Annotated in this window: 23 protein-coding genes; 2 read left to right on the top strand and 21 right to left on the bottom strand. The window is 59.1% G+C overall.

The genetic code is table 11. The annotated features are described in order from the left end of the window. Nucleotides 1-111: 111 nt before the first annotated feature. The 21 genes from EGO56_RS11960 to EGO56_RS12060 form a co-directional block, all read right to left on the bottom strand. On the bottom strand, nucleotides 112-1,347 hold the full coding sequence (locus tag EGO56_RS11960) for a beta-ketoacyl-ACP synthase (RefSeq protein ID WP_185948861.1): 1,236 nt from the start codon (nucleotides 1,345-1,347) through the stop codon (nucleotides 112-114). Beyond that, a complete protein-coding gene (locus EGO56_RS11965) occupies nucleotides 1,344-2,075 on the bottom strand; it encodes a 3-ketoacyl-ACP reductase FabG2 (RefSeq protein ID WP_135909298.1) in 732 nt (243 codons plus the stop codon). Before EGO56_RS11965 ends, EGO56_RS11960 begins: the two co-directional genes overlap by 4 nt. Beyond that, on the bottom strand, nucleotides 2,072-2,548 hold the full coding sequence (locus EGO56_RS11970) for a hotdog family protein (protein ID WP_135909300.1): 477 nt from the start codon (nucleotides 2,546-2,548) through the stop codon (nucleotides 2,072-2,074). Before EGO56_RS11970 ends, EGO56_RS11965 begins: the two co-directional genes overlap by 4 nt. Then, nucleotides 2,538-3,698, bottom strand: coding sequence for a beta-ketoacyl-[acyl-carrier-protein] synthase family protein (locus tag EGO56_RS11975; RefSeq protein ID WP_135909302.1), 1,161 nt, complete (start codon nucleotides 3,696-3,698; stop codon nucleotides 2,538-2,540). The genes EGO56_RS11970 and EGO56_RS11975 overlap by 11 nt, the downstream gene beginning before the upstream one ends. Next, on the bottom strand, nucleotides 3,695-4,267 hold the full coding sequence (locus tag EGO56_RS11980) for a DUF3261 domain-containing protein (protein WP_135909304.1): 573 nt from the start codon (nucleotides 4,265-4,267) through the stop codon (nucleotides 3,695-3,697). The genes EGO56_RS11975 and EGO56_RS11980 overlap by 4 nt, the downstream gene beginning before the upstream one ends. Continuing rightward, nucleotides 4,264-6,570 carry an MMPL family transporter gene (locus EGO56_RS11985; RefSeq protein WP_135909306.1) on the bottom strand — a complete coding sequence of 769 codons (2,307 nt, stop codon included), beginning with the start codon at nucleotides 6,568-6,570 and terminating at the stop codon, nucleotides 4,264-4,266. The genes EGO56_RS11980 and EGO56_RS11985 overlap by 4 nt, the downstream gene beginning before the upstream one ends. Next, a complete protein-coding gene (locus EGO56_RS11990) occupies nucleotides 6,557-7,165 on the bottom strand; it encodes a LolA family protein (protein WP_135909308.1) in 609 nt (202 codons plus the stop codon). The genes EGO56_RS11985 and EGO56_RS11990 overlap by 14 nt, the downstream gene beginning before the upstream one ends. Continuing rightward, nucleotides 7,159-7,572: an acyl-CoA thioesterase gene (locus EGO56_RS11995; protein ID WP_135909310.1), complete on the bottom strand. Its 414-nt coding sequence runs from the start codon at nucleotides 7,570-7,572 to the stop codon at nucleotides 7,159-7,161. The genes EGO56_RS11990 and EGO56_RS11995 overlap by 7 nt, the downstream gene beginning before the upstream one ends. Beyond that, nucleotides 7,565-9,274: a glycosyltransferase family 2 protein gene (locus EGO56_RS12000; protein WP_135909312.1), complete on the bottom strand. Its 1,710-nt coding sequence runs from the start codon at nucleotides 9,272-9,274 to the stop codon at nucleotides 7,565-7,567. Before EGO56_RS12000 ends, EGO56_RS11995 begins: the two co-directional genes overlap by 8 nt. Beyond that, the gene (locus EGO56_RS12005) at nucleotides 9,268-9,615 is read right to left on the bottom strand and encodes a 3-hydroxyacyl-ACP dehydratase FabZ family protein (protein WP_095707404.1); all 348 of its coding nucleotides are present in this window, start codon (nucleotides 9,613-9,615) and stop codon (nucleotides 9,268-9,270) included. The genes EGO56_RS12000 and EGO56_RS12005 overlap by 7 nt, the downstream gene beginning before the upstream one ends. Further along, nucleotides 9,602-10,921, bottom strand: a complete 1,320-nt coding sequence (locus EGO56_RS12010; protein WP_135910574.1) for an AMP-binding protein — start codon at nucleotides 10,919-10,921, stop codon at nucleotides 9,602-9,604. Before EGO56_RS12010 ends, EGO56_RS12005 begins: the two co-directional genes overlap by 14 nt. Beyond that, the gene (locus tag EGO56_RS12015) at nucleotides 10,918-11,481 is read right to left on the bottom strand and encodes a COG4648 family protein (RefSeq protein WP_135909314.1); all 564 of its coding nucleotides are present in this window, start codon (nucleotides 11,479-11,481) and stop codon (nucleotides 10,918-10,920) included. The genes EGO56_RS12010 and EGO56_RS12015 overlap by 4 nt, the downstream gene beginning before the upstream one ends. Nucleotides 11,482-11,487: 6 nt before the next feature. Then, complete coding sequence (locus EGO56_RS12020) at nucleotides 11,488-11,742, bottom strand: acyl carrier protein (RefSeq protein WP_013357401.1); 255 nt, start codon at nucleotides 11,740-11,742, stop codon at nucleotides 11,488-11,490. A gap of 16 nt (nucleotides 11,743-11,758) precedes the next feature. After that, nucleotides 11,759-12,016 (bottom strand): phosphopantetheine-binding protein, encoded by a 258-nt coding sequence (locus tag EGO56_RS12025; RefSeq protein ID WP_010669816.1) that lies wholly within the window; start codon nucleotides 12,014-12,016, stop codon nucleotides 11,759-11,761. A 13-nt stretch (nucleotides 12,017-12,029) separates the two neighbouring features. Then, entirely contained in the window at nucleotides 12,030-12,830 is an 801-nt protein-coding gene (locus EGO56_RS12030) for a lysophospholipid acyltransferase family protein (protein WP_135909316.1), read from the bottom strand. Next, a complete protein-coding gene (locus EGO56_RS12035) occupies nucleotides 12,823-13,554 on the bottom strand; it encodes a beta-ketoacyl synthase chain length factor (RefSeq protein ID WP_135909318.1) in 732 nt (243 codons plus the stop codon). Before EGO56_RS12035 ends, EGO56_RS12030 begins: the two co-directional genes overlap by 8 nt. Before the next feature lie 229 nt (nucleotides 13,555-13,783). After that, nucleotides 13,784-14,170, bottom strand: a complete 387-nt coding sequence (locus EGO56_RS12040; RefSeq protein WP_135909320.1) for a hypothetical protein — start codon at nucleotides 14,168-14,170, stop codon at nucleotides 13,784-13,786. A 269-nt stretch (nucleotides 14,171-14,439) separates the two neighbouring features. Then, entirely contained in the window at nucleotides 14,440-15,822 is a 1,383-nt protein-coding gene (locus EGO56_RS12045) for an efflux transporter outer membrane subunit (RefSeq protein ID WP_135909322.1), read from the bottom strand. Continuing rightward, the gene (locus EGO56_RS12050) at nucleotides 15,819-16,913 is read right to left on the bottom strand and encodes an HlyD family secretion protein (protein WP_135909324.1); all 1,095 of its coding nucleotides are present in this window, start codon (nucleotides 16,911-16,913) and stop codon (nucleotides 15,819-15,821) included. Before EGO56_RS12050 ends, EGO56_RS12045 begins: the two co-directional genes overlap by 4 nt. Next, nucleotides 16,910-18,595 (bottom strand): MFS transporter, encoded by a 1,686-nt coding sequence (locus tag EGO56_RS12055; RefSeq protein WP_135909326.1) that lies wholly within the window; start codon nucleotides 18,593-18,595, stop codon nucleotides 16,910-16,912. The genes EGO56_RS12050 and EGO56_RS12055 overlap by 4 nt, the downstream gene beginning before the upstream one ends. A gap of 2 nt (nucleotides 18,596-18,597) precedes the next feature. Next, nucleotides 18,598-19,029 carry a MarR family winged helix-turn-helix transcriptional regulator gene (locus tag EGO56_RS12060; protein ID WP_135909328.1) on the bottom strand — a complete coding sequence of 144 codons (432 nt, stop codon included), beginning with the start codon at nucleotides 19,027-19,029 and terminating at the stop codon, nucleotides 18,598-18,600. A 145-nt stretch (nucleotides 19,030-19,174) separates the two neighbouring features. Between EGO56_RS12060 and EGO56_RS12065 the strand changes: the two genes are divergently transcribed. Together EGO56_RS12065 and EGO56_RS12070 are read left to right on the top strand one after the other, a co-directional pair. Beyond that, nucleotides 19,175-20,023 carry an AraC family transcriptional regulator gene (locus EGO56_RS12065; RefSeq protein WP_135909330.1) on the top strand — a complete coding sequence of 283 codons (849 nt, stop codon included), beginning with the start codon at nucleotides 19,175-19,177 and terminating at the stop codon, nucleotides 20,021-20,023. A gap of 41 nt (nucleotides 20,024-20,064) precedes the next feature. Then, nucleotides 20,065-20,472 (top strand): DUF2000 domain-containing protein, encoded by a 408-nt coding sequence (locus tag EGO56_RS12070; RefSeq protein WP_135909332.1) that lies wholly within the window; start codon nucleotides 20,065-20,067, stop codon nucleotides 20,470-20,472. Nucleotides 20,473-20,861: the final 389 nt, after the last annotated feature.

Genomic DNA, 20,861 nt, shown 5'->3' on the forward strand with positions numbered 1-20,861 from the left:
GATCGCCGGCAGTGATGCGGCGGGTGACAGTGTAAATCAAAGGCTGATTATCGTCCGGTTTTTTCTTCTGAAAGATAAACCGGCCCGTGCCAGTGCAGCACGGGCCTGAGATCAGACGCCGCGCCAGCGCCTGAAGATCAGTGAGGTATTAATTCCACCAAAGGCAAAATTGTTGCTCTGGATATAGTCGGTCTCCAGCTCTCGAGGCTTACCCATGATGTAATCCAGCTGACCACCGTCGGCGGTGGGTTGTGTCAGGTTCAGGGTTGGCGCAAACCACCCTTCGCGCATCATCTCAATACTCATCCAGGCTTCCAGCGCCCCACAGGCACCCAGCGTATGACCAAAATAGGATTTCAATGAGGAAATGGGCGTCGTTTCGCCAAATACCGCTGCCGTCGCCAGACTTTCGGCCATATCGCCGCGCTCAGTGGCCGTGCCGTGCGCATTCACGTAGCCCACCTCTGACGCTGTAATTCCTGCACTCTGTAATGCCCGCTCGATGCAAATCTGCATGGTTTCCCGCTGCGGCTGCGTGATATGGGCTGCGTCACAGTTGGTGTGAAAACCGGTGAGCTCGGCGTAAATCGTGGCGCCGCGCGCCTGAGCATGTTCCAGCGACTCCAGAATCAGCGTGCCTGCCCCTTCACCAATCACCAGACCATCGCGCTGCTGGTCAAAAGGCGCAGGCGTGGTGTGGGGAGCGTCGTTACGCTGGCTGGTGGCAAACAGCGTATCGAACACTGCGGCTTCCGACGGACAGAGTTCTTCGGCTCCCCCCGCCACCATCACCGTCTGATAGCCGTGACGAATTGCTTCCCAGGCATAGCCAATCGCCTGACTGCCAGAGGTGCAGGCGCTGGAGGTCGGGATCACCCGGCCGCGCAGGCCGAAAAACAGCCCGGCATTAACGGCAGCGGTATGCGGCATCATCTGCACATAGGTGGTGCCGGTGATATTGTTAGTGTGCTTTTCCGTCAGCATGGTGGCGAACTCGCTGACCGGCCCGGTGCTGCCGGTCGACGAACCGTAGGCGATACCCGTTTCTCCGCTGGTCAGCACCGGATGATCAATCAGGCCCGCCTGAGTCAGTGCCAGCTCGGTCGCGCGCGTTGCCAGCAGCGAAACACGGCCCATGGCGCGGATGCGCTTGCGGGTGTAGTGCGCAGGCAGCACAAAATCATCCACGGGCGCGCCCAGCAGAGTATGCAGTCCGTCATAAACCTGCCACTCCGGCATAAAACGTACCGCATTGCGGCCAGCGCGGATGCGTGCCGAGATCTCAGCCCAGGACTCCCCAAAGGCGGTCACGCCGCCCATGCCGGTTACGACGACCCGCTGGATCACAGCATGCCTCCATTAATCGAAATCACCTGACGCGTCACGTAACCGGCGATATCAGACATCAGATAGCTCGCCAGCCCGGCGACCTCTTCAGCCGCACCCATACGCTTCATCGGCACGATCTTCATCGCCTCTTCAATCACCTGCGGCTCCAGCCCTTCCATGCCGGTATCGATCAGGCCTGGCGCGATGCAGTTAACCGTAATTTTACGTTTAGCCAGTTCAATCGCCAGCGCCTTGGTGGCACCAATAATGCCTGCTTTCGCCGCACTGTAGTTGACCTGGCCGCGATTGCCCATCATTCCGGATACCGAAGAGAGCGTGATAATGCGGCCACCGCGTCGCAGGCCGATCATCGGCATCACGCAGGGCTGGATCACGTTGTAAAAGCTGTCGAGATTGGTATGGATCACGCTGTCCCACTCCTGATCCGTCAGCGCGGGAAAGGCTGCATCGCGGCTGATACCGGCATTGCTCACCACGCCATAGTAGGCACCGTGTTGCGCAATGTCCGCCTCCAGCGCGGCGCGGGTTGCCGCCCGGTCAGCAACATCAAATCCCAGCACCCGTCCACTGCCGCCTGCAGTCTCGAGCTGCTGCAGGCACTGCTCAGCACCATCGCGATCGCGGTTGAAATGTACGATAACCTGATAGCCATCCTGAGCGAGACGCAGCGCTATTGCGCGGCCTATGCCTTTACTGGCGCCCGTGACCAATACTGAATCTGTCATGGCTGATTTCCTTGTGATATTAATTGCTGTAACTCTGCTTCATTGGGTTGATAAGTATTCAGACGGCCGCTGGCAAGCCGCTGCGTGCCGTAACGGATGTCGCCTTCAAAGCTGCCCATGCGGTCGTCGCGCATCAGCAGCGTCATCCGGATATCCAGTGTGACATTGGCGGGAAACCGGGGATGCTCTGCCCGCCAGCCGCGTCCGCCCAGCAGCATACCGGGTGGGATCAGGGTTGCACCGCCCTGCTTTGCATGCCAGCCCGACCAGACGCCCACAGTTTGCGCCATCATCTCCACGCCAAACCAGGCGGGCAGTTCACCCTGTGGCGTCAGGAACGGTGCCAGTACGCCAGCAGCGCAGGTCGACACCTGACAGTGAACCTGCTCATCATCGACGGCAATCAGTTGATCAAGCAGCAGCATCGGCGCAGCGTGCGGCAGCCAGAGCGCCGCGGGAGAGTTAATCATTATCAGGCCGCCCCAGAATCAGACAGGTGTTGTTACCGCCAAAGGCGAATGAATTAGAAGCGATGACCGGCCGTTGCAGCGCCTGTGGCTGTAACAGCAAGCCGCAATCCGGCAGTGTCTCATCCTGCGCCGCCTCACTGAAATCCTGCGCGGGCAGCGGCAGATTTTTCAGCAGGATCAGCGCACTGAGTGCGGCTTCGCATACGCCCGCCGCACCGAGCGTATGGCCGGTCAGATGTTTGGTCGAACTGCACGGCACTGCATTGCCAGACAGACGCGCTATCACGGCGGCTTCCATCTGATCGTTCAGCGGCGTCGCTGTGCCGTGCAGATTGATATAACCCACCTGCTGCGGCAACAGATTCGCCTGTTGCAGCGCCATGCGCATCGCCCGTTCAGCGCCCTCACCCTGCGGATGGGGCGCAGACATGTGCCAGGCATCACAAGATTCGCCGACGCCCAGCAGCGCCAGCGGCTGCGGTTCGCGCGTCAGCAGCATTAGCGCAGCCCCTTCGCCAATTGAAATGCCGTCGCGATCGCGGCTGAACGGCGCGCAGCGACGCTCAGAGAGCGATTCCAGGCTGTCGAAGCCATTAATCGGCATCCGGCTCAGCGAGTCCGCACCGCCCACCAGCGCCACATCCACCAGCCCTGCCATTATCAGCCGCTGGCCGCTGATAATGGCGCGGGCACTGGAGGAGCAGGCGGTGGAAATGGTATAGGCCGGGCCATCCAGTTGCAGATAGTGAGCCAGAAAACGGGAAGGATCGCCCAGCTCCTGCATCTGGTAGTGATAATCCGGCTGGCTACCGCAAATCTGCTGATCGCCTTCATCCACGCCCGAGGTGCTGGTTCCCAGCACAATCGCTACTCTGCTGGCCCCATAGCGCGTAATCGCCGCATCAAGTGCCGGACGGATCTGCGCCAGCGCGGCCAGCAGCAGCTGGTTATTGCGGGTATTGTGTGCGCTCAGGGCTGCAGGAATGAGTGGCAGCTCGCCTTCAACTCTGCCGAGCCAGCAGGTACGATCACCGCTCAGCCAGCCATGACGCAGCTGCATGCCCGGTGCCTCACCTTTTTTCAGGCTGTCTGCAATCTGCTGACTGTCATTACCCAGGGCATTCAGCATGCCGATGGCAGAGATGTAAATCATGAGGCGTCCAGATGTTGAATGCGGATCTGATAGCCAAAGGCATGCTGCTGAATGCTGATCGGCTGGCGCTGATTACCGCGTTGCAGATAATCAATTTCGGTCACCAGCTGGTTATCGGCATCGATCAGCAGGCGCTTTAACCCCTGATCCTGCAGCGTCCAGCCTGGCGGCAGCTGTTTTTGCCACACATCCAGCGGCCAGTAGCTGAGCATGATGTCCGCCAGCACCTGACTGGCGGGTGGCATGTGCGGCAGCGGCATCAACTGCTGAGTGTGAATACCGCTAGCATCGTAGCGCAGGCTGAACAGGCGGATACCCACCGAAGAGAGCCCGGCCAGATCGATTTGCTGTTCATCGGCGCTGAGCAGCACCAGCAGTGACTGACTCTGACCTTTAACCTGCCCGGTCAGCAGCTGCTGCTGCTGGAAGGCGGGACGGATGCCCGGCTGTGGCAGCGTCACTTTTACGCCCGGTTTCAGCCAGGCAGAGGGACGGCTGCTGTCGGGTGCATGGCCGGCACAGGCGCTGAGCAGCAGAGCCGTCAGCAGAATAAAGGCGGCGCGGATCATCGTTTACTCCTTGATCGGGTGGGTCGCATCGCCAGCGGCGACAGCAGGAACGCGCTGAAGATACCGCTGCATAATACGGTGCCAAAACTGGCAATCGCGCTGGTGCTACTGAATACCAGCATTCCCAGCGTCAGTAAGGTGGTAATCATCGCCAGCGATACCGCCAGCAGCGAGGTCAGCGGCGTACCCTGTGGGTTGCTGAAAAATAGCGTGTAGTTAATGCCGATGCCCAGCACCAGAATCAGCGCCAGCAGCGCGAACAGGTTGAGCGATGCACCGATCCAGCCCAGTGTGGCCATCGCCATCGCCAGCGACAACAGCGACGGCAGCGCGCTGCGTAAGCCCGCCTTTAATCCCAGCCGCACGACAAAACTCAGGGTAATCAGCAGCAGCGCCAGCGCCAGTAATCCGCTCAGTAACGTCCGCCAGAAGCTGAACAGCGAATCGTAACTGGATTTGCGATCGATCCAGCTGACGCCCGGATGCTGCTTAGACAGCTCTGCGAGTGCGGCGCTGTTTTTGACGCCGCTGGTGGGGATCAGAACGCCACTCTGCCCGTCCGGCAGCGTCAGCCACAACAGTCGCCAGCCTTCACTCAGCGGACTCGCCAGCCAGGCATCCGGCGTCACCGGCATCGGGTTCAGATCCGGCGCGGCCAGCGTAATCCCCGCCTGCTGCAGTCGGTCTGTAATTGTCGGGGCAGCCTGCTTCAGCAGTTGCAGATCCTGCTGTTGCTGCGCCAGTGACGACAGCGGCAGCAGACGATAGCGCTGCAACCAGCCCTGCTGCTGTGCCTGATGGAGATCCGGTGCCAGTTTTTCCAGCCGCTGCAGCGTTTGCTGAGCGTCATCACCCCAGACCACAAACCAGGTCTGATCGGCGCGCTGGCCGGTCAGGGTTGCCAGTTGGCGATCCTGCTCCAGTAGTTGCGCAGGCGCGCTTTGCAGATGCGCGATGTCATCATCTACCTTCAGCTGGGCGATCCCAGCCAGGGCGAAGATGGCCATCAATACGGGTAATCCGACACGCAGCCCACGCTGACGACGCCAGGCAGCAAGCCAGCGCGCCAGTGGCACCATCAGCGGCACCGGACGCACTGGTAATCCGCGCACCAGCCACGGGTAGATCAGAATCACCATCAGGCAGGAGGCGGTTAAGCCGCTGGCAGCAAACACCGCCAGCTGACGCAGCCCTGGAAACGGTGCCAGCAGCATCAGCAGCCAGGCAATAGCCGTGGTCGCGAGCGCCAGCAGCAGCGTGCCGCGCACTTTACGCAGGCTCTGCCACGGCGTCTGCTGCTCGCCGTGAACCATGCGCTCGGTGAGATAATAGAGCGTGTAATCCGCCGAAATGCCGACAATACTCAGGCTCATCACCAGCGTCATCAGATGTAGCTCGCCGAAGCAAAGCAGCGTCATCACCGTGCCCGCCATTGCGCCGATCGCCACAGAGGTCACCGTCAGCAGCAACGGACGCAGCGAGCGGAAGACCAGCAGTACCAGCAGGACGACGCCAGCCAGCGTCACACTACCCAGTGTTTTGACATCATGCTGAGCACGCTGACTGGCGTTGTCGCTGAACAGCATCGTGCCCCGCGTCAGCAGTTTCGCCTGCGGCCAGCGGCTTTTAAGCTGCTGTTCCAGCGCGCTGAGCCGGGTCACCAGCGCATGACTTTGCTGCATACTGAAGGCGTTATTTGCCAGCTCGCCATGCAGAAAATACCACTGCTGACCCTGCTCATCTTTTACGGTCAGCCAGCCATCATGCAACGTCATCCGCCCGGCGTTCTGGGCCAGCGCCAGTTGTGAACCGCGCACCAGCATCAAAGGATCGCCCTGCAACTCTTTGCTGCTGACGCCCGAGAAGGCTGAGAAGAGCTGTGCCAGTAACCAGTCCGCCTGCGCCCCGCCGCCGTTCTGCAACCGGCCGCGCGTCGCTTCATCCATCAGTCCGTTGCGATGTTGCCAGGCAAAACGGCCCCACTGCTGCTGCTGCTGTGCATCAAGATCGCCCTGCACCTGTTTCAGATCAGGCAACGCGCGCAGCTGAGCCAGCCACCAGGCGGCGACCTGGGGATCGTCCTGATCGCCGGGTGAAATCAGCCACACCATCTGGCGATCCAGCCGCTGCATAAAGCCCTGCTGCAGCGCAGGTGGTGCCGCGCCCAGATTCTGCTGCGGCAATAGGGCAAGCACGCTGCTGTTAAGCTGGCTACGCGGCAACAGGAAAGCGAGCGCGGCGGCCAGCAGCAGGCAGAGGGCCAGCCACAGAATGGCCAGCAGCCGATCATTACGGCCCGGCAAAACGCGCCTGCTCCTCGTCGCTTAACTGTGGCGGTTCAATACGGGTGTTGCTGAGCTGAATCTGCGTCTTATCGCCCTGCTTATCGTCCAGGTTGATACTATTCAGGAAGGCGCTGCCCGCCAGCGAGATACGGTTGAATATTTTGTTGAGCGGCGCGGCTTTCGGCGTCAGTTCCAGCGTCCAGGCGCCATTGCCACGATCGCTGAAGGCCACGCTGAAGTTCTCATTCAGCACCTTCTGATCGGCCTGGAACAGCGCCCGCAGCAGATGGTTGAACTGGAACATCTGCGGATTACTGTCGGCGGTGATCACCTGAGGCTTCTGGCCTCTGAGGCTCTGCACCATACGTTTATCATCCAACAGCAGGGTCATCACAAACGGGGTCTGCTGATGCCACCACAACCCCTGCTCGCGGGCGATCAGCATCTGCCCATGCGACACCAGCGGCTGGTGCATACCTGAAATGGTGCGCGTCTGGATAAAGTCTGCCCGGATCACCGGCTGGCTGGCAAAACGCTGTTGCAGCTGATCCAGCGTGACCGCGCTGGCGGCACTGGCCCACAGCAGCAGGCCGGTAAGCACTATTTTCAGCATCCTTTCACTCCTAAACGTTCCAGTAAAATATCGGGCGACACAAAGCACAGCGCCTGGCTCTCCTTCTCTACCGCCACCTGCAGCGTATGTGCTTTGGTGGTGATCTGACCGGCGGCGTTTCGCACTTCATAATCGATGCGCAGGCGGTTCTCATATTCTGTAATCCGTGCGCTGACCCGAATCGTCTCTTCGCAGCGCAACGGCTGACGATATTTGACCCGGGTATCGACCACTGGCCAGACGTAGCCGCTGGCGGCCATTTCGGCATAGCTGTAATTAATACTGCGCAGCAGGACTTCGCGCGCCAATTCGAAAAAGCGGAAATAGTTACCGTGCCAGACCACGCCCATCGGGTCGCAGTCGTGGAATGAGACGGTCAGCACGACTTCAGCATGATGTTCAGTCATGGTTAAACTCCTTGTGGTGCGCCTGTTGCTCAGGCAGCGTCCAGAAATCGAAAAAGTTGAACCAGTCGAGGGGTGCCAGCAGCGCATAATGGGCCAGCCGTTCCGCGTAGCGATCGACCGCCTGTTGCAGCGCCTGCTGACGCTGCGCACGAGGCAACAGCAGCGGATCGGCATACGGCTCACAGTGAATACGCAGTTTACCCTGTTGCTGCAGGGCGAACATCAGCAGCACCGGGCAGCGCAATGCGGCCGCCAGCACAAACGGCCCCTGAGGAAACGGGGCAGCACGACCCAGAAAGTCGCTCCAGATCACCCGTCGCTCGCCACCGCGCTGCGGATTCACCGCCGTGCGATCCCCGACAATCGCCACCCATTCGCCTGCATCCAGCTTCTGCTGCAGCAGGATCGCCGTCTCCGGCCCGATATCGCTGACCGGCATCAGATTGACGCCCGCCTGTGGGGCGATGGTTTCCAGCACCGCCCGAAAACGGCGGGCGTTGTCGGTAAACACCAGCGCATTAATCACCAGTCCGCTGACCTGCTGCGCCATGGCGCGACAGGCTTCTATATCGCCGAGATGGGAAGCAAGGATCAGCTTGCCCTGCGGCGTTGGCGTGCGAATCACTGCTTCTGCGCCTGGCGCAAAATCGATATCCCGTCCCCAGCGCAGATCGCCGCGCCAGCTGGCCACTTTATCCAGCATCGCCCCGGCAAAGCGCAGGAAATGGCGATAGCTGTTAAGCCGGGGCGGTAACGCTACCTGACGCTGCTGTGCGGCGGCCGTCACCTGCGCCAGCCACTGCCGGGAGGCCGTGCGTGCGTGCTGACCGCTCAGCCAGTAAATCGCCACCACCGGCCAGAGCAGCAGCGTAAAAGGCAGTCGGCCGCCATAACGATAGACCGCCAGCATAAAGCGTAATCCCCACTGTCCGCGCCGTTCTGTTTCCACTGACCAGTGCGCTGGCGGTTTACGCATCGTCAGCAGCCGGGGAATGCGCGGCAGCATGCCAAAGAAGAGTCGGGTGTGCATCCAGGAGATGCGCAGGTTGTCATAGAGTGCATCGAAGTGAGACAGCCCGCTGGCGGGATAGGTGACTCGGGTCGGGATAAAGCGACTGCGCGTCCCCTGCCAGTAGAGCCGCACCATAATTTCGGTGTCAAAATCCATGCGCTGGCCGATGGCACGGCGATCGCACAGCGCCAGGGTCGCGGCCAGCGGATAGACGCGGAAGCCACACATGCTGTCGCGGATCGACAGCGACAGCGTTTCGATCCAGACCCAGAAGTGGGTGATATAGCGGCCATAAAGGCGTGATTTAGGGATCGAGTCGTCATACAGCGGCTGACCGGAGATCAGCGAGTCGGGATAGCGCTCAGCTTCTGCCAGCATCAGCGGCAGATCTTCTGCCTGATGCTGGCCGTCCGCGTCGAGTTGCACCGCATGGGTGAATCCGCGTGCCGCGGCGGCCCGCAGGCCGTGGATCACCGCCGCGCCTTTGCCCTGATTACTGTCGAGCCGCAGCAGGCTGAGCTGCGGGGTGTTCAGCGTCGCCAGCTGAAGCTGAGTGGCTGCATTGCTGCCGTCATCCACCACGATCACCGGCAGATTGAACGGTGCCAGCCGCGCCAGCACCGACGCCATCATCGCGCCGTGGTTGTAACAGGGGATCACCACGCAGGGCGAAAATGCGGTGTTTAACACAGCGCAATCTTCCCGCTGCTGGCACTCTGCTCGCCGTTGTCACTCAGCAGGCTGTAACGGAAGCTCAGACGCGACTTTTCAGCGTCCCAGTCAAGATGGAGCTGTAACAGGGAGTCGGGTGTGACCGGCTGCTGAAATTTGATGTTTTCAATGGCGGCAAACTGTTTTCCGGGCGCAAGCAGCAATATCCCGTAGTGCATGACCCAGTCGAGCTGTGCCACACCAGGCAGAATCGGCAGGGTCGCGAAATGGCCCTGGAACCAGAACAGTCCGGCTTCAATCTGCAGGGTCAGCGTCACGCTGTCCGCCTGCAGCTCCCGGCTGCGTTCAATCGGCAACATGGAAAAGTTCCTCTATTTGCGGCCAGGCGCGTTTACTTTGTGTGGTGACCGGAATGGTGGCGACAACACGCCAGTAGCGCGGCATCGCCAGCGGTTCCAGCCAGCGCTGCAGCTGGCGCTTCCACTGCTGTCTGCGCTGATGCAATGCTGCTTCGTCCAGCGTGCTGTTCAGCGACAACACGACGCCAATCGCCTGACGCTCATGACGCGTGACCACCAGCGCCGCAGCATCGTCTATCTCCGGCAGGTCGGTCAGACGTCGCTCCACTTCACTTAACGAGATGCGCTTATCGCCGATTTTTACGATACGATCGTGACGTCCTGCGAGCTGGAATCCACCGTCCTGCTGCATATTCAACCGATCGTCAAGCGGAAAGCCGCATTCACCCGCAATCAGTGGCGACCAGACCTGCCAGCGATCGGGCGTCACCTGCTGCAGCCTGACTGCCGGGAAGCAGCGCCATGGCGTCCCGGCCCGATCACACCGACGCCAGGCCAGGGTGCCGGTTTCGGTGCTGCCATAGATTTCACTGACCGGACAGCCAAAACGCAGCCAGACCTGTTCCGCATCCGACCCGCGCAGTGCACCTCCGGCCGACACAATCAGTTCACAGAAGGGCGCTTCAACCGTGCTGTCCAGCCGCGATAAAAAGGCCGGGCTGCTGATAAAAGCATAGCGACAGTCGCGCGGAAGCTGGGCCAGCTGTTCGCCGTAAAACAGCGGCTGAGCGGAAAACGGCAGCCTGAGTGCCATTGGCAAAAAAAGTCGAAACGATAAACCGTAGAGATGCTGATGGCTGACCGAGGCGATAACCCGGCATCCCCGCAACTGTTCGCCCCACAGGGTGCAGAGCCAGCGGCTCTCCTGCTCCATCACCGCCAGCGACTTCACCACCTTACGCGGCGCGCCGGTCGATCCCGAGGTAAAGAGCACCAGTTCTGAAGACGCCCGCAGCGGCGGCAAATGACCCGGCGCTTCTGCGTCATCGCACATCAGCAGCGGCAGGCTGACAGCCAGCGGCATATCGCACAGCACGCCCTCCAGCTGCTCCTGCATCTCATCCAGCAGTGCGGCGCGGCTGTGACCCGGCAACACCGGCGTTTTACCGGCATACCAGCATGCTAGCAGCGCCACACAAAACCGGTAGCTGTCATCGAAACAGAGCGCCCAGTGCACGCCCGGCTGTGCCGCTAAGCGCTGGCTGAGCGCCAGTACCTGACGATGCATCGCGCTGAGCATCAACGGTTGATCGCCGCGCCAGGCAACCTCGCGGTCGTCTCCCGTCAGCCAGTCAGCCACCCTCATGCTTTCCGCCTCACGCGCTGACGAATCAGCCATTCAGCCCCCATCAGCGCGGCGATGAGCAGATAGCTGATGCCGCCGTTCCACAGCGTCCAGAGCCGCAGATCGCCATTCAGACAGGTAAACAGCGCCATGCTGCCGTTGCCGATGAAAAACAGACACCATATTTGAGTCACGCGGCGGGTATAAAGTATCGCGGCGGCAGGCAGCTCAGGCTCGCGTAGCCGGGCAATGCGTTCCACTAGCGGCATCGCACTCCAGAGTGAGGCGCCAAACACCAGCAGCATCGCCAGATTAACCGCCACCGGATACCACAGCAGCAGATGCTGAGCGCGTAACAGCTGGCTGCTGACACAGAGCAGCGCGCCGAGTAGCGCCAGCCAGCCCATGACCGCACCCATAGCATTCTGCTGACGACGCAGCTGCAGCCAGCGCAGACCAAACAGCAGCGCCAGCAGCCAGAACAGCCCTTGCCAGTGCGACTGAGTCAGTGCCAGCCAGACCAGCAGTGGCCAGGTCAGCAGCGTAAGCAGATTGAGCAGACGAAGAGTGGCAGCAGGCACAGGGGATCAGGCGTCTTCGCGCATCAGTTGTTCTACTGCATCCACCACGTCCTGGACGGTACGCACCGTGCGGAAGGTTTCCGGCTTAATTTTACGGCCGGTACGTTTTTGCAGGTGAACCACCATATCGACGGCATCAATGCTGTCGAGTTCAAGATCTTCATAGAGCCGTGCCTCAGGATGGATATCCTCAGGGGCAATTTCGAACAGGCTGGTGAGCAGCGAAGCCACTTCCTGATAAATCTCTTGTTTGTTCATCATAAGGTTGTCTCCGCTTTCAGCCGCGCTGTTGGTTGACGAACGCTGCCAGCGTCGCAACAGAGAAGAAGTGGGCACGCAGGGTTTCACTCTCCGCAGAAAGTGCCACGCCATAGCGATTTTTCACTGCCAGGCCAAGTTCCAGTGCATCAATGGAGTCCAGCCCCAGTCCGTCGCCAAACAGCGCCGCGTCGGTCTCTATATCATCAGGGCTAAGGTCTTCAAGGTTCAGCGTGTCGATAATCATCTGTTTGATATCGTTAATTAATGAATCCATACCGGTTTTCGTCTTACCTGTTCTGGGGGACCAGCGCCTTCTCTAAATGGCGGGTCAGGCGACGCGCGGCCAGCGGCTGCGCATCGGGATTGCTTTCACAAAACGACTGACTGTCGATTCGCGTTTGTACTCGCACGGTAAACAGCGGTTTAACCGGCGGAATCTGATACCAGCGGCTCTGTTTATCGAGCATCCGCTGGCTGCAGGTGATGTGAACCACGCGCAGGTCGCATCCGGCGCGTACCGCGATATTGGCGGCCCCGCGCTGCAGGGTCAGCGGCTGACCATAGCGGGTGCGGGTGCCTTCCGGAAAAATCAGGATATTGTCGCCGCGCGCCAGTCGCTGCTGACTGTCCGGCAGTAGCGTCTCCGCTTCACTGTTGATCAGATAGTCGGCGGCGCGGATCACCCCACGCATAAAGGGGTTCTTTTGCAAATCGGCTTTGACCAGACAATCCATCTCTGGTAGTACCGAGGCGATCATCACGTAGTCGATCAGTGACGGATGATTAGCGACAATCAGGCAACCGCGATCCTGTTGCAGCTGCTCTGCCCCTTCAATGCGGTAGTCATAGACGCCGGTCATCCGGCAGAACCGCAGAAAGCAGCGAAAGCTGAAGGCGATAGCGCGTCGGGCCAGTTGACGGCGGCGCAGCGAATCACGCTGAACCAGCAGCAGCAGATTGAAGCCAATCAGTGACAGCAGCAGACCGCCAAGGCCAAACAGCGTAAAACTTATCGCCGTCATCACCAGCCGCCAGCAGTAGTTAACACGACTGCCCGCGAACAACGCCGGTTGTGAACAATCAGCCATGATTTCTCTCCCAGTGCCATATCAGGCGTTCGCCTGGCAGGCTGAAGGTGGTCGATTGCGCCAGCCACTGCTGCAGAAAATGCAGGCTCTGCGGCAACCGCGGTTCTGCGTGCTTCTCTTTTCCGGCGCGGCCCGTACAGTGCAGCTCTTCGCCCGCACGCAGCAGCAGCGCCACCGCATAGGGAACATTCACGCACTGTTCCGACAGCCACGGCAGATAATAATCAGGCACGATGCCGTCAAAATCGACCAGCAGTACCTGCTGATAGCCCGCCTGATGCAGGGCGCTGACTTCAATCAGCCCCTGCTGAAAAGAGTCGATGCCTGCCGCAATTGAGGTGGAGACTAGTGGCGCTTTTGCCGCAATGGTCAGACTACCGACCGCCGAGTTGTGAACCGACATGGCAAAATCCGTGGGGGACATGAACTGCTGATCCGCCAGGGTGGTGAGAATACGCAGATTACGCTCCAGCTCACCGTGACGACTGGTAAACACGATCGCGTCAACCTGCTGACGCGCCATCAGCGCCAGCCCGCACTCTACTGCCGCACGACTGCCCCCGCTCAGACGACGTGCTGTCATCATCGGTAAAAATTGCGGCTTTGCCATCACCTCTGTCGGGTCGATAGCCATGCCCTGTTGTGCCCAGTTCTGCCAGGCCTCGCGCCCGTGTAATCCCGGAGCCAGAGCCTGCCAGTCGACCAGTGAGTAAGTGAGTTTCATCTCAACACTCTTTTCGTCATACGTGTGGAGTCGGCGTTCATCGGATCGTCACCCCTGCCCTCAGCAAAAAAGTGCATACCGGAAAACCTCTGCCGATCCCGCATCGGGGATTCACGGTAGAGGTTTATTAGGTGGTTCAGCAATAGCAGCTCATCTGATTTGTCGGCCGGATGCCGGAGATCTTTATGCTCCGATCGTCTGTCGGCAAATCATTGCGACTGCGCACGCATTACTGAGCGGCCAGGGCCGAGAGTCGTAACTGAATATCCTGATCGAGATTGGCAATCCAGCGGTTGTAGTTATTGTGGATCTCACCCTGTCCCGCTTTCAGGTTTTCACTGCTGACATAATCGATGCGGTAGTTCTGGCTGGTATAGGTGATGCGAATGGTCGCCACGAAATCACGCTGGGCCAGACGGCCATTGATTACGCCAGGAGAAACAGGCGTCATCACCCATTTACGGCCAATGCCCGCTTCAATGATCGCCAGTTTCATCTGGTTATCGGTGTAGCGCTGAGTCAGGGTCTGATTCACGTTATGAATCGGTGCCGTACGCGCGCAGCCGGTTAATAACACAGCAGCGACGATTAATGTAAAAAATGTATTTTTATTCATGATGAATCCCTTCTTTTGTTATTTATATTAATTAGTTATGTGAATAACTCGCCGTGCGCAGCCTGAACTTTTCGTGCGCTTTTCCGTCTGGCTGGCTTAAAACCCGCGCATGATACCATCGAATGTAAAGACAGGTAAGCAGAAGTATGGATGGGTTTTTAGTGGTTATCTGGGGGATTAAAGCGGGGTAAGATGCGCAGTCATAGCCACAGCGCAGAGGCCGATCCTGGCCGCAGAAACTCTTGCTGCGGCTGGATCGGACAAGGCAATTATGGTGTGGAGGCTGGTGTCCAGCCACCGCCCAGCGCGCGGTAGAGGTCGATCTGCGCCAGCAGCAGATTATTTTTAACCGTCACCCGATTGAGCTGGGTTGAAAACAGGGTTCGCTGCGCATCCAGTTCATCCAGATAAGAAGCGTAACCGTTCTGATAGCGATTGCGGGCAATGCGCCGTGCCTCCGTTACATAGGCTTCCTGCTTTTGCAGCTCCTGGAGCTGTTCCTCACCTCGTCTGATGGCATCAATGGCATCGCTGACTTCCGAGAAGGCGTTGCGTACCACTTTTTCATAGCCATACAGTGCCTGATTGCGCGCCGCCATGGAGACATCCACCTGCGCCGTCAGCGCTTCACGGTTCAGCAGCGGTGCGAGGATGCTGCCACCTACGCTCCACAGCCGGAACGGGTCATCCGCCAGCTGATGCAGCACCGAACTCTGCAGGGTGCCTGTGGCGGTGAGGTTCAGCCCTGGCAGCAGCTTCGCCCGCGACGAGGCCAGGCTCGCATCTGCGGCCAGTAACTGACGCTGTGCCTGCACAATGTCCGGACGGCGATTAAGCAGCTCTGAAGGCAACAGTGACGGCATCTGCTGGGGTAAGATCTGGTCGAACTGCTGACGACGGGCGATGCTGCGCGGATTCATGCCCACCAGAATGCTCAGCGCATTTTCCTGCTGGGTGATCTGATGCTGCAGCTGCGGCATCTGCGCTCTGGCTGACTGATATTCCGAGGCGGCCTGCATCCACTCCAGTCTGGAGGTGTAGCCGGTTTCAAACTGACGCTGTGCCAGCTTCAGGGAGTTGTTGCGGGTCGCCAGTGTCGCCTCCGTCACCCGCAGCTGTTCATCCAGCGCGCAGAGGTTGAGATAGCCTGACGCCACCGAACTGGCGATGGTCAGCTCGGCCGCAGACGCGGCAGCCTGCTGCGCCGCTAAGGTCGCCTGTGCCGCCGAAATGCTACTGCTGCGCGCTCCCCAGAGATCCACCTCATAGTTCGCCTGTAGTAAGCCCTGAAAAACATCGGTTTCATACGGCTGGCCCGTCACTGACGAGAGCGTGCGCTCGCGGGTTGCAGCCACCCCGGCGCTCAGCGTCGGAAAATTATCGCCCTGCGTGGCGCGCAGCTGGGCGCGATACTGATCGACCCGGGATCGTGCCGTGAGAATATCGGGATTATTGCGCAGCGCCTGGGTCACCAGCCGGTTGAGATATTCATCATGAAACGCGCGCCACCACGCCGCCTCCGGTGCGGCAGAAGGACCGACACTATTACGCCACGCATCGGGGATCGGCAGAGAGGACGGTGCCTTTTCAACCTGGGTGGCACAGCCTGTCAGCAGCAGCGCCATCACACCGATCAGTAAGCGAACCCTCATGGTGCGCCCTCAGCAGCGGGCTGGGCGGCGGTGTCGATATTCACTTCAACCGACATACCCGGACGCAGCTGATGCATATCCTGATCGTTGATGCGGATGCGAACCGGAATACGCTGTGCGATTTTAACGAAATTGCCGGTAGCGTTATCAGGCGAAATGGCGCTGAACTCCGAACCTGCGGCTGGTGAGATAAATTCCACCTGCCCGTTAAAGCGTTTGCCATCCAGCGCATCGACCCGAATAGTCACCGGCAGGCCGGGACGAATATTGGCCAGCTGGGTCTCTTTCAGGTTCGCGATGATCCATTTGTGATTGGGTACCACCGAGGTCAGGCGCGTACCGGCCGTGACATAGGCCCCGGTGCGAACCGACAGCTGACCAAGCTGGCCATCGTCGGGCGCGGTAATGCGGGTATTTGCCAGATCGATCTCTGCCAGCTCCAGCGCGGCGCGGGCGCTGTCGACATCGCCTTGCAGCGCGTCGCGATTCACGATGACGGTTTGCAGATTCTGTTCGGCGACAGCGATCTGCGCCGCCGCCTGACGCACCTGCGCCTGGGCCTGGGCATTTGCAGCGCGGGCGGCGTCACGCTCGCGCACCGACAGCGATCCATCCGCCGTAAGACTTTCAACCCGCTTCAGGTCAAAGCCGCTTTTCAGCGCCTGGGCTTTGGCATTCTCCAGCGCCGCTTTATTGCTCTGAATCGTCGCTTCTGCGCTGCGCCGCTGCTGCAGATTATTGTTGAGTGCCGCCTGCTTCATCGCCAGCTGCGCCTGCGCCTGATGCACCCGCTGGCGATAGATACGGTCGTCAATCGTCATCAGCAGTTGCCCTTTTTTCACCGGCTGCAGGTCAATCACCTCTACCGATGTGAGATAGCCATTAACCTGCGGACTGATAAAGGTTACCTGACCGCGCACATAGGCGTTTTCGGTACTTTGTATGGCGCTGGTGAAGGGCCAGAGTTGCCAGGCGTAGAGAATAACCAGTACGCCAATCACCACAATGCCGCTGCCTGCGGCAATAGAAAGAATACGGCGGCGATTGGCGCGCTCGCGTTCCGCCGCCTGAAGCTCATCCTGCTGACTCATTGTTTCTCCGTTGATTCCTGTAACGCGGCCAGCTGTTGCTGCTCGCGCAGGTTAAATTGCGCCTGACGCCAGTCAAGATAGCGACGTCGGGTTAAACGCCAGATCACCCACATCAGCGTGACCAGGGCCAGCGCGGCAGTTAACAGGTAGGTGTCGTTATAAGCGAGCACGTTGGCCTGCAGCGTGGCAACCGTCTGTAACTGGCTGGTGCTCTGCGCACCGCGCAGAACGTCGTCACCCACGAGCGAATTAAACAACGCATTGTACTGGCTGAGCCGCTCGGTAACGTTGGGATCGAGCAGTGAGAGCTGATCGCCCAGCAGGCTGGAGTGATATTTTTCCCGCCAGACCTGAAACGTGCCCAGAATCGCCGAGCCGATCAACCCGCCCAGGTTCTGACTCATGCCAAACAGCACCACAAAGCTCACCAGATTTTTCGGCTGCGTGACCACGCTGCCAATGCCCATCAGCATGGCGGGTGCCATGAAAAATGCGCTGCTGAAGCCCAGCAGAAACTGGCTGAAATACATATCGGGGCCACGGGTCAGCGGACTGGATTGCGCATCCATCAGCGAGGCGATAATCATCACCACCAGCGACGCGACAATCGGCCAGTTAAGATGCGCAGGCTTGATGGTCAGCGCACTGGCAGCGATGCCCACGATAACCCCGGCCATGATCGCCAGCGCCAGACCGCGCATCTGATCGTTCTGCAGGCCGATTTGCTGCAGAAAGCCAACCGCACCGGTGTTCTGTTCCGCCAGCACAATACGGATCATGATCATCACAATGCCCAGCCGCACCATCATGCCGCTGCTGAGCCAGCGGGTATTAATCAGCGGGTTGCGCCGGTTATGTTCAATGACGATGGCCGCGACAATCAGCGTCAGGGCAATCGCAGTACAGATACCGAGCCAGGGCGTGGTAAACCACCACTCAATACGGCCCAGTGTCAGTACACCGCACAACAGCGCCATGCCGGGCGCCAGCAGGATAAAGGTGACGAAGTCCATCTTCTCAAACGTTTTGATGCGATCGCCCGGAGGCAGTTTCACCAGCAGGACCCCGCCGAGCGCAATCAGCGCCAGACCGAGTTCAAACAGATAGAGACCACGCCACTCATTGAGCTGCAGTAATTCCGACGAGAATAAGCGGGCCAGCGGGATAGCCAGCTGCGAGACCGTCAGGCCTATCACCAGCGCTTTCAGCCTGTGTTTCGCAGGCCAGGCCTGTACCTGATAGTAGATACCCAGCGAGCTGAGCGCCGCAGCCACCATGCCGTGGGCCGTGCGCACAACGATTGCCGAGCTGAGGTCGTTGGCGAACAGATGAAAAAACGCCACCAGCACATAGAGCACCAGAAACGCTTCGGTAAAGACACGCAGACCAAACTGCTGACGGAACTTCACCAGCAGCAGGTTAATGGAGATATTGCCCATCACGTAGACCGCAGGCAGCCAGGCAATTTCATTCGACCAGGCCCCAAAGGTGCCCTGCAGATTAACCAGGTTCGCCGTGACCAGCGCATTACTCAGCGCACCAGTCAGCGAGATCAGTAAGCCGATCAGACCAAACGCCAGACGTTTTGGCATCGGATGCAGCGGGGTCGAGGGCGAACCCGGCAGCATCGGTTTTTCATGCGGCAACCACTCGCGTGCAGCGTAGGGATTTCGCTTTGCCACTGCTACATACTTCCCATGCGGCTCAGCAGTTGTTGCAGTACACACTCGGTGACGGCCAGATCCTGCGGATCGATATCGGCCAGCATTTCAGTACGGAGTGCATCAGCTTCGGTTTTCACTTTAGCGAACGCTTCGTTGCCCTTTTCGGTCAGCACCAGGTGACGTTTGCGGCGATCTTCCGGCGGCTGTACCCGCGTCAGCAGTGACTGTTTGACCAGCCGATCCACCAGCGGCACCATGCTGGCATCTTCCAGTCCCAGCAGTTGCGCCAGTTCGGTCTGAGTCATGCGTTGCGGTTCACTGGCAATCAGCCCGATGGCCATCCAGCTGCTCATGCTTAAGCCGCTATCTTTAAGATGACGATCTACCGCCAACCGCCAGGCGTGGGCGGTCAGATGCAGTAAATGGGTAAAGGTACGGGTATGCTGAGACAAATGTTAGCAGCCTAATAGTAAGACATCTAATTGAGTGGAAGCGTTATTATACGCAAAGCGAAACACGATTGAAAAGCGTCCGGTCTGTTAAAAATTAGTGGATCACGTCAGAATGTCCAGAGGCCGTAACCGGGAGCCCGATCACATGAAACAGGCATCAGCAAACTGGGTCGATCTGCGTCGCGACGCCGTCAGTGGTATCGAGGCCCTGCGCGCCCATTTTACCGGCCACGCCTATGATCCGCACTGGCACGACAGTTATCTGATTGGCGTGACCGAGCAAGGTGTACAGCAGTTTCATTCGCGACGCAAACAGCATCAGAGTCGTCCCGGAACGGTCTTTATGCTTGAGCCGGAGGAGCTGCATGATGGTGATGCCATCAACGACAGCGGTTTTACCTATCGGATGCTCTATCTTTCGCCACAGCAGATTGCCCGCCACCGCGCCCCTGAGCAGGCTGATGCGCCCTCACCGCATGAGCTGCGGTTTGCTGCCACGCTGCGCGATGACCGCCCGCTGGCGTATGCCGTCTGGCACGCATTTGATGCGCTGTGGCACAACCATCCCGCCATCATCAAAGAGGCAGCTATGGACAGGATGCTGAGTCAGCTCACCCCGCACCAGCAGTGGTTTCTGCCCGCGCAGCACACAGACAGAGATGCCCGGGTGGCGCTGCAGGCGCGTGACTGGCTGATTGCCCATCATGCGGATAACCCCGGTCTGGCGCAGATGGCACAGCATCTTCAGACAGATCGCTTCCGGCTGTCGCGCCTGTTTCAGACGCACTGGGGTTTGCCGCCCCACGCATGGCTGGTGCAGTGGCGACTGAGCCAGGCACGACGCCAGCTGGCGCAGGGCCAGCCTGTCGCCGATGTGGCCGCTGCGCTGGGTTTCGCCGATCAGAGTCATCTGGGCCGCTGGTTTAAGCGCGCCTGCCAGCTCTCCCCCGCCCGTTATCAGCACGCCTGCACAAATCTTCCAGATCCGGGCTGAGTCACTTGCCACAATGCGTTTTTTTCGTCAGGAGAAGCGCAATGCAGGACAAACGATGTGTGATGATACTTAATGCCGCTCTGCCACCAGGCAAAGCGACCAACGCCGCCGCCGTAATCGCCTTAACCCTGGGACAGCGCCATCCGACATTGGTTGGTGACGCGCTGGAGGATGCAGAGAAATACCCCTCACCCGGTTTGATTACTACCGGCATTCCGGTGCTGGCTGCCTCCGACCAGGAGCTTGATGTTTTGCGGGAACAGTGCGAACAGGCAGAGTACGATCTGGTGCTGTTTCCGGAAGCAGGCCAGAGTACCACCGATTATCAGGCGCTGGGTGACGTACTGCGGCAACAACCCCGACAGCAGTGGCGTCTGCTGGGGCTGGCTATCGTCGGCGATAAGAAAGCGCTGCGTAAGCTGACGGCAAAACTGGCGCTTTTCAGTTAGTTTTTCAGCGGGAAGCAGGCTAAAACTTCCCTTACCCCTCCCTTTCATCAGCCGAACCCATCGTTTGTATAGGTTATTTGTACAGATTTGGGTTCGGATTAATCCTTATAAGCTGCTGATAAGTGATTAATAGCACGTTTTGCCAAAGGATCCGATTGTACAGATTGCCCTTCATTGTATAAGTTTACTGCCATGAGTTGTCATGCGACTCTGTAACGAATGATGCACTTGCGTCGCCTCTGAAGGTGTCAGTGGATTTCCACCTTCAGAGGTTATTTTTTATCTGCTCAGTTTTTGCAGCTGGCACCATCGCATCTGTCCATGTGATGGTTTTTTTGATCGATTTTGTCCTGACATCCGAACCGGAATCGGGCTGTTCTGAAGGGCTT

The sequence above is a fragment of the Pantoea vagans genome (assembly GCF_004792415.1).
In the GTDB taxonomy this organism is placed as follows: Bacteria; Pseudomonadota; Gammaproteobacteria; order Enterobacterales; family Enterobacteriaceae; genus Pantoea; species Pantoea vagans.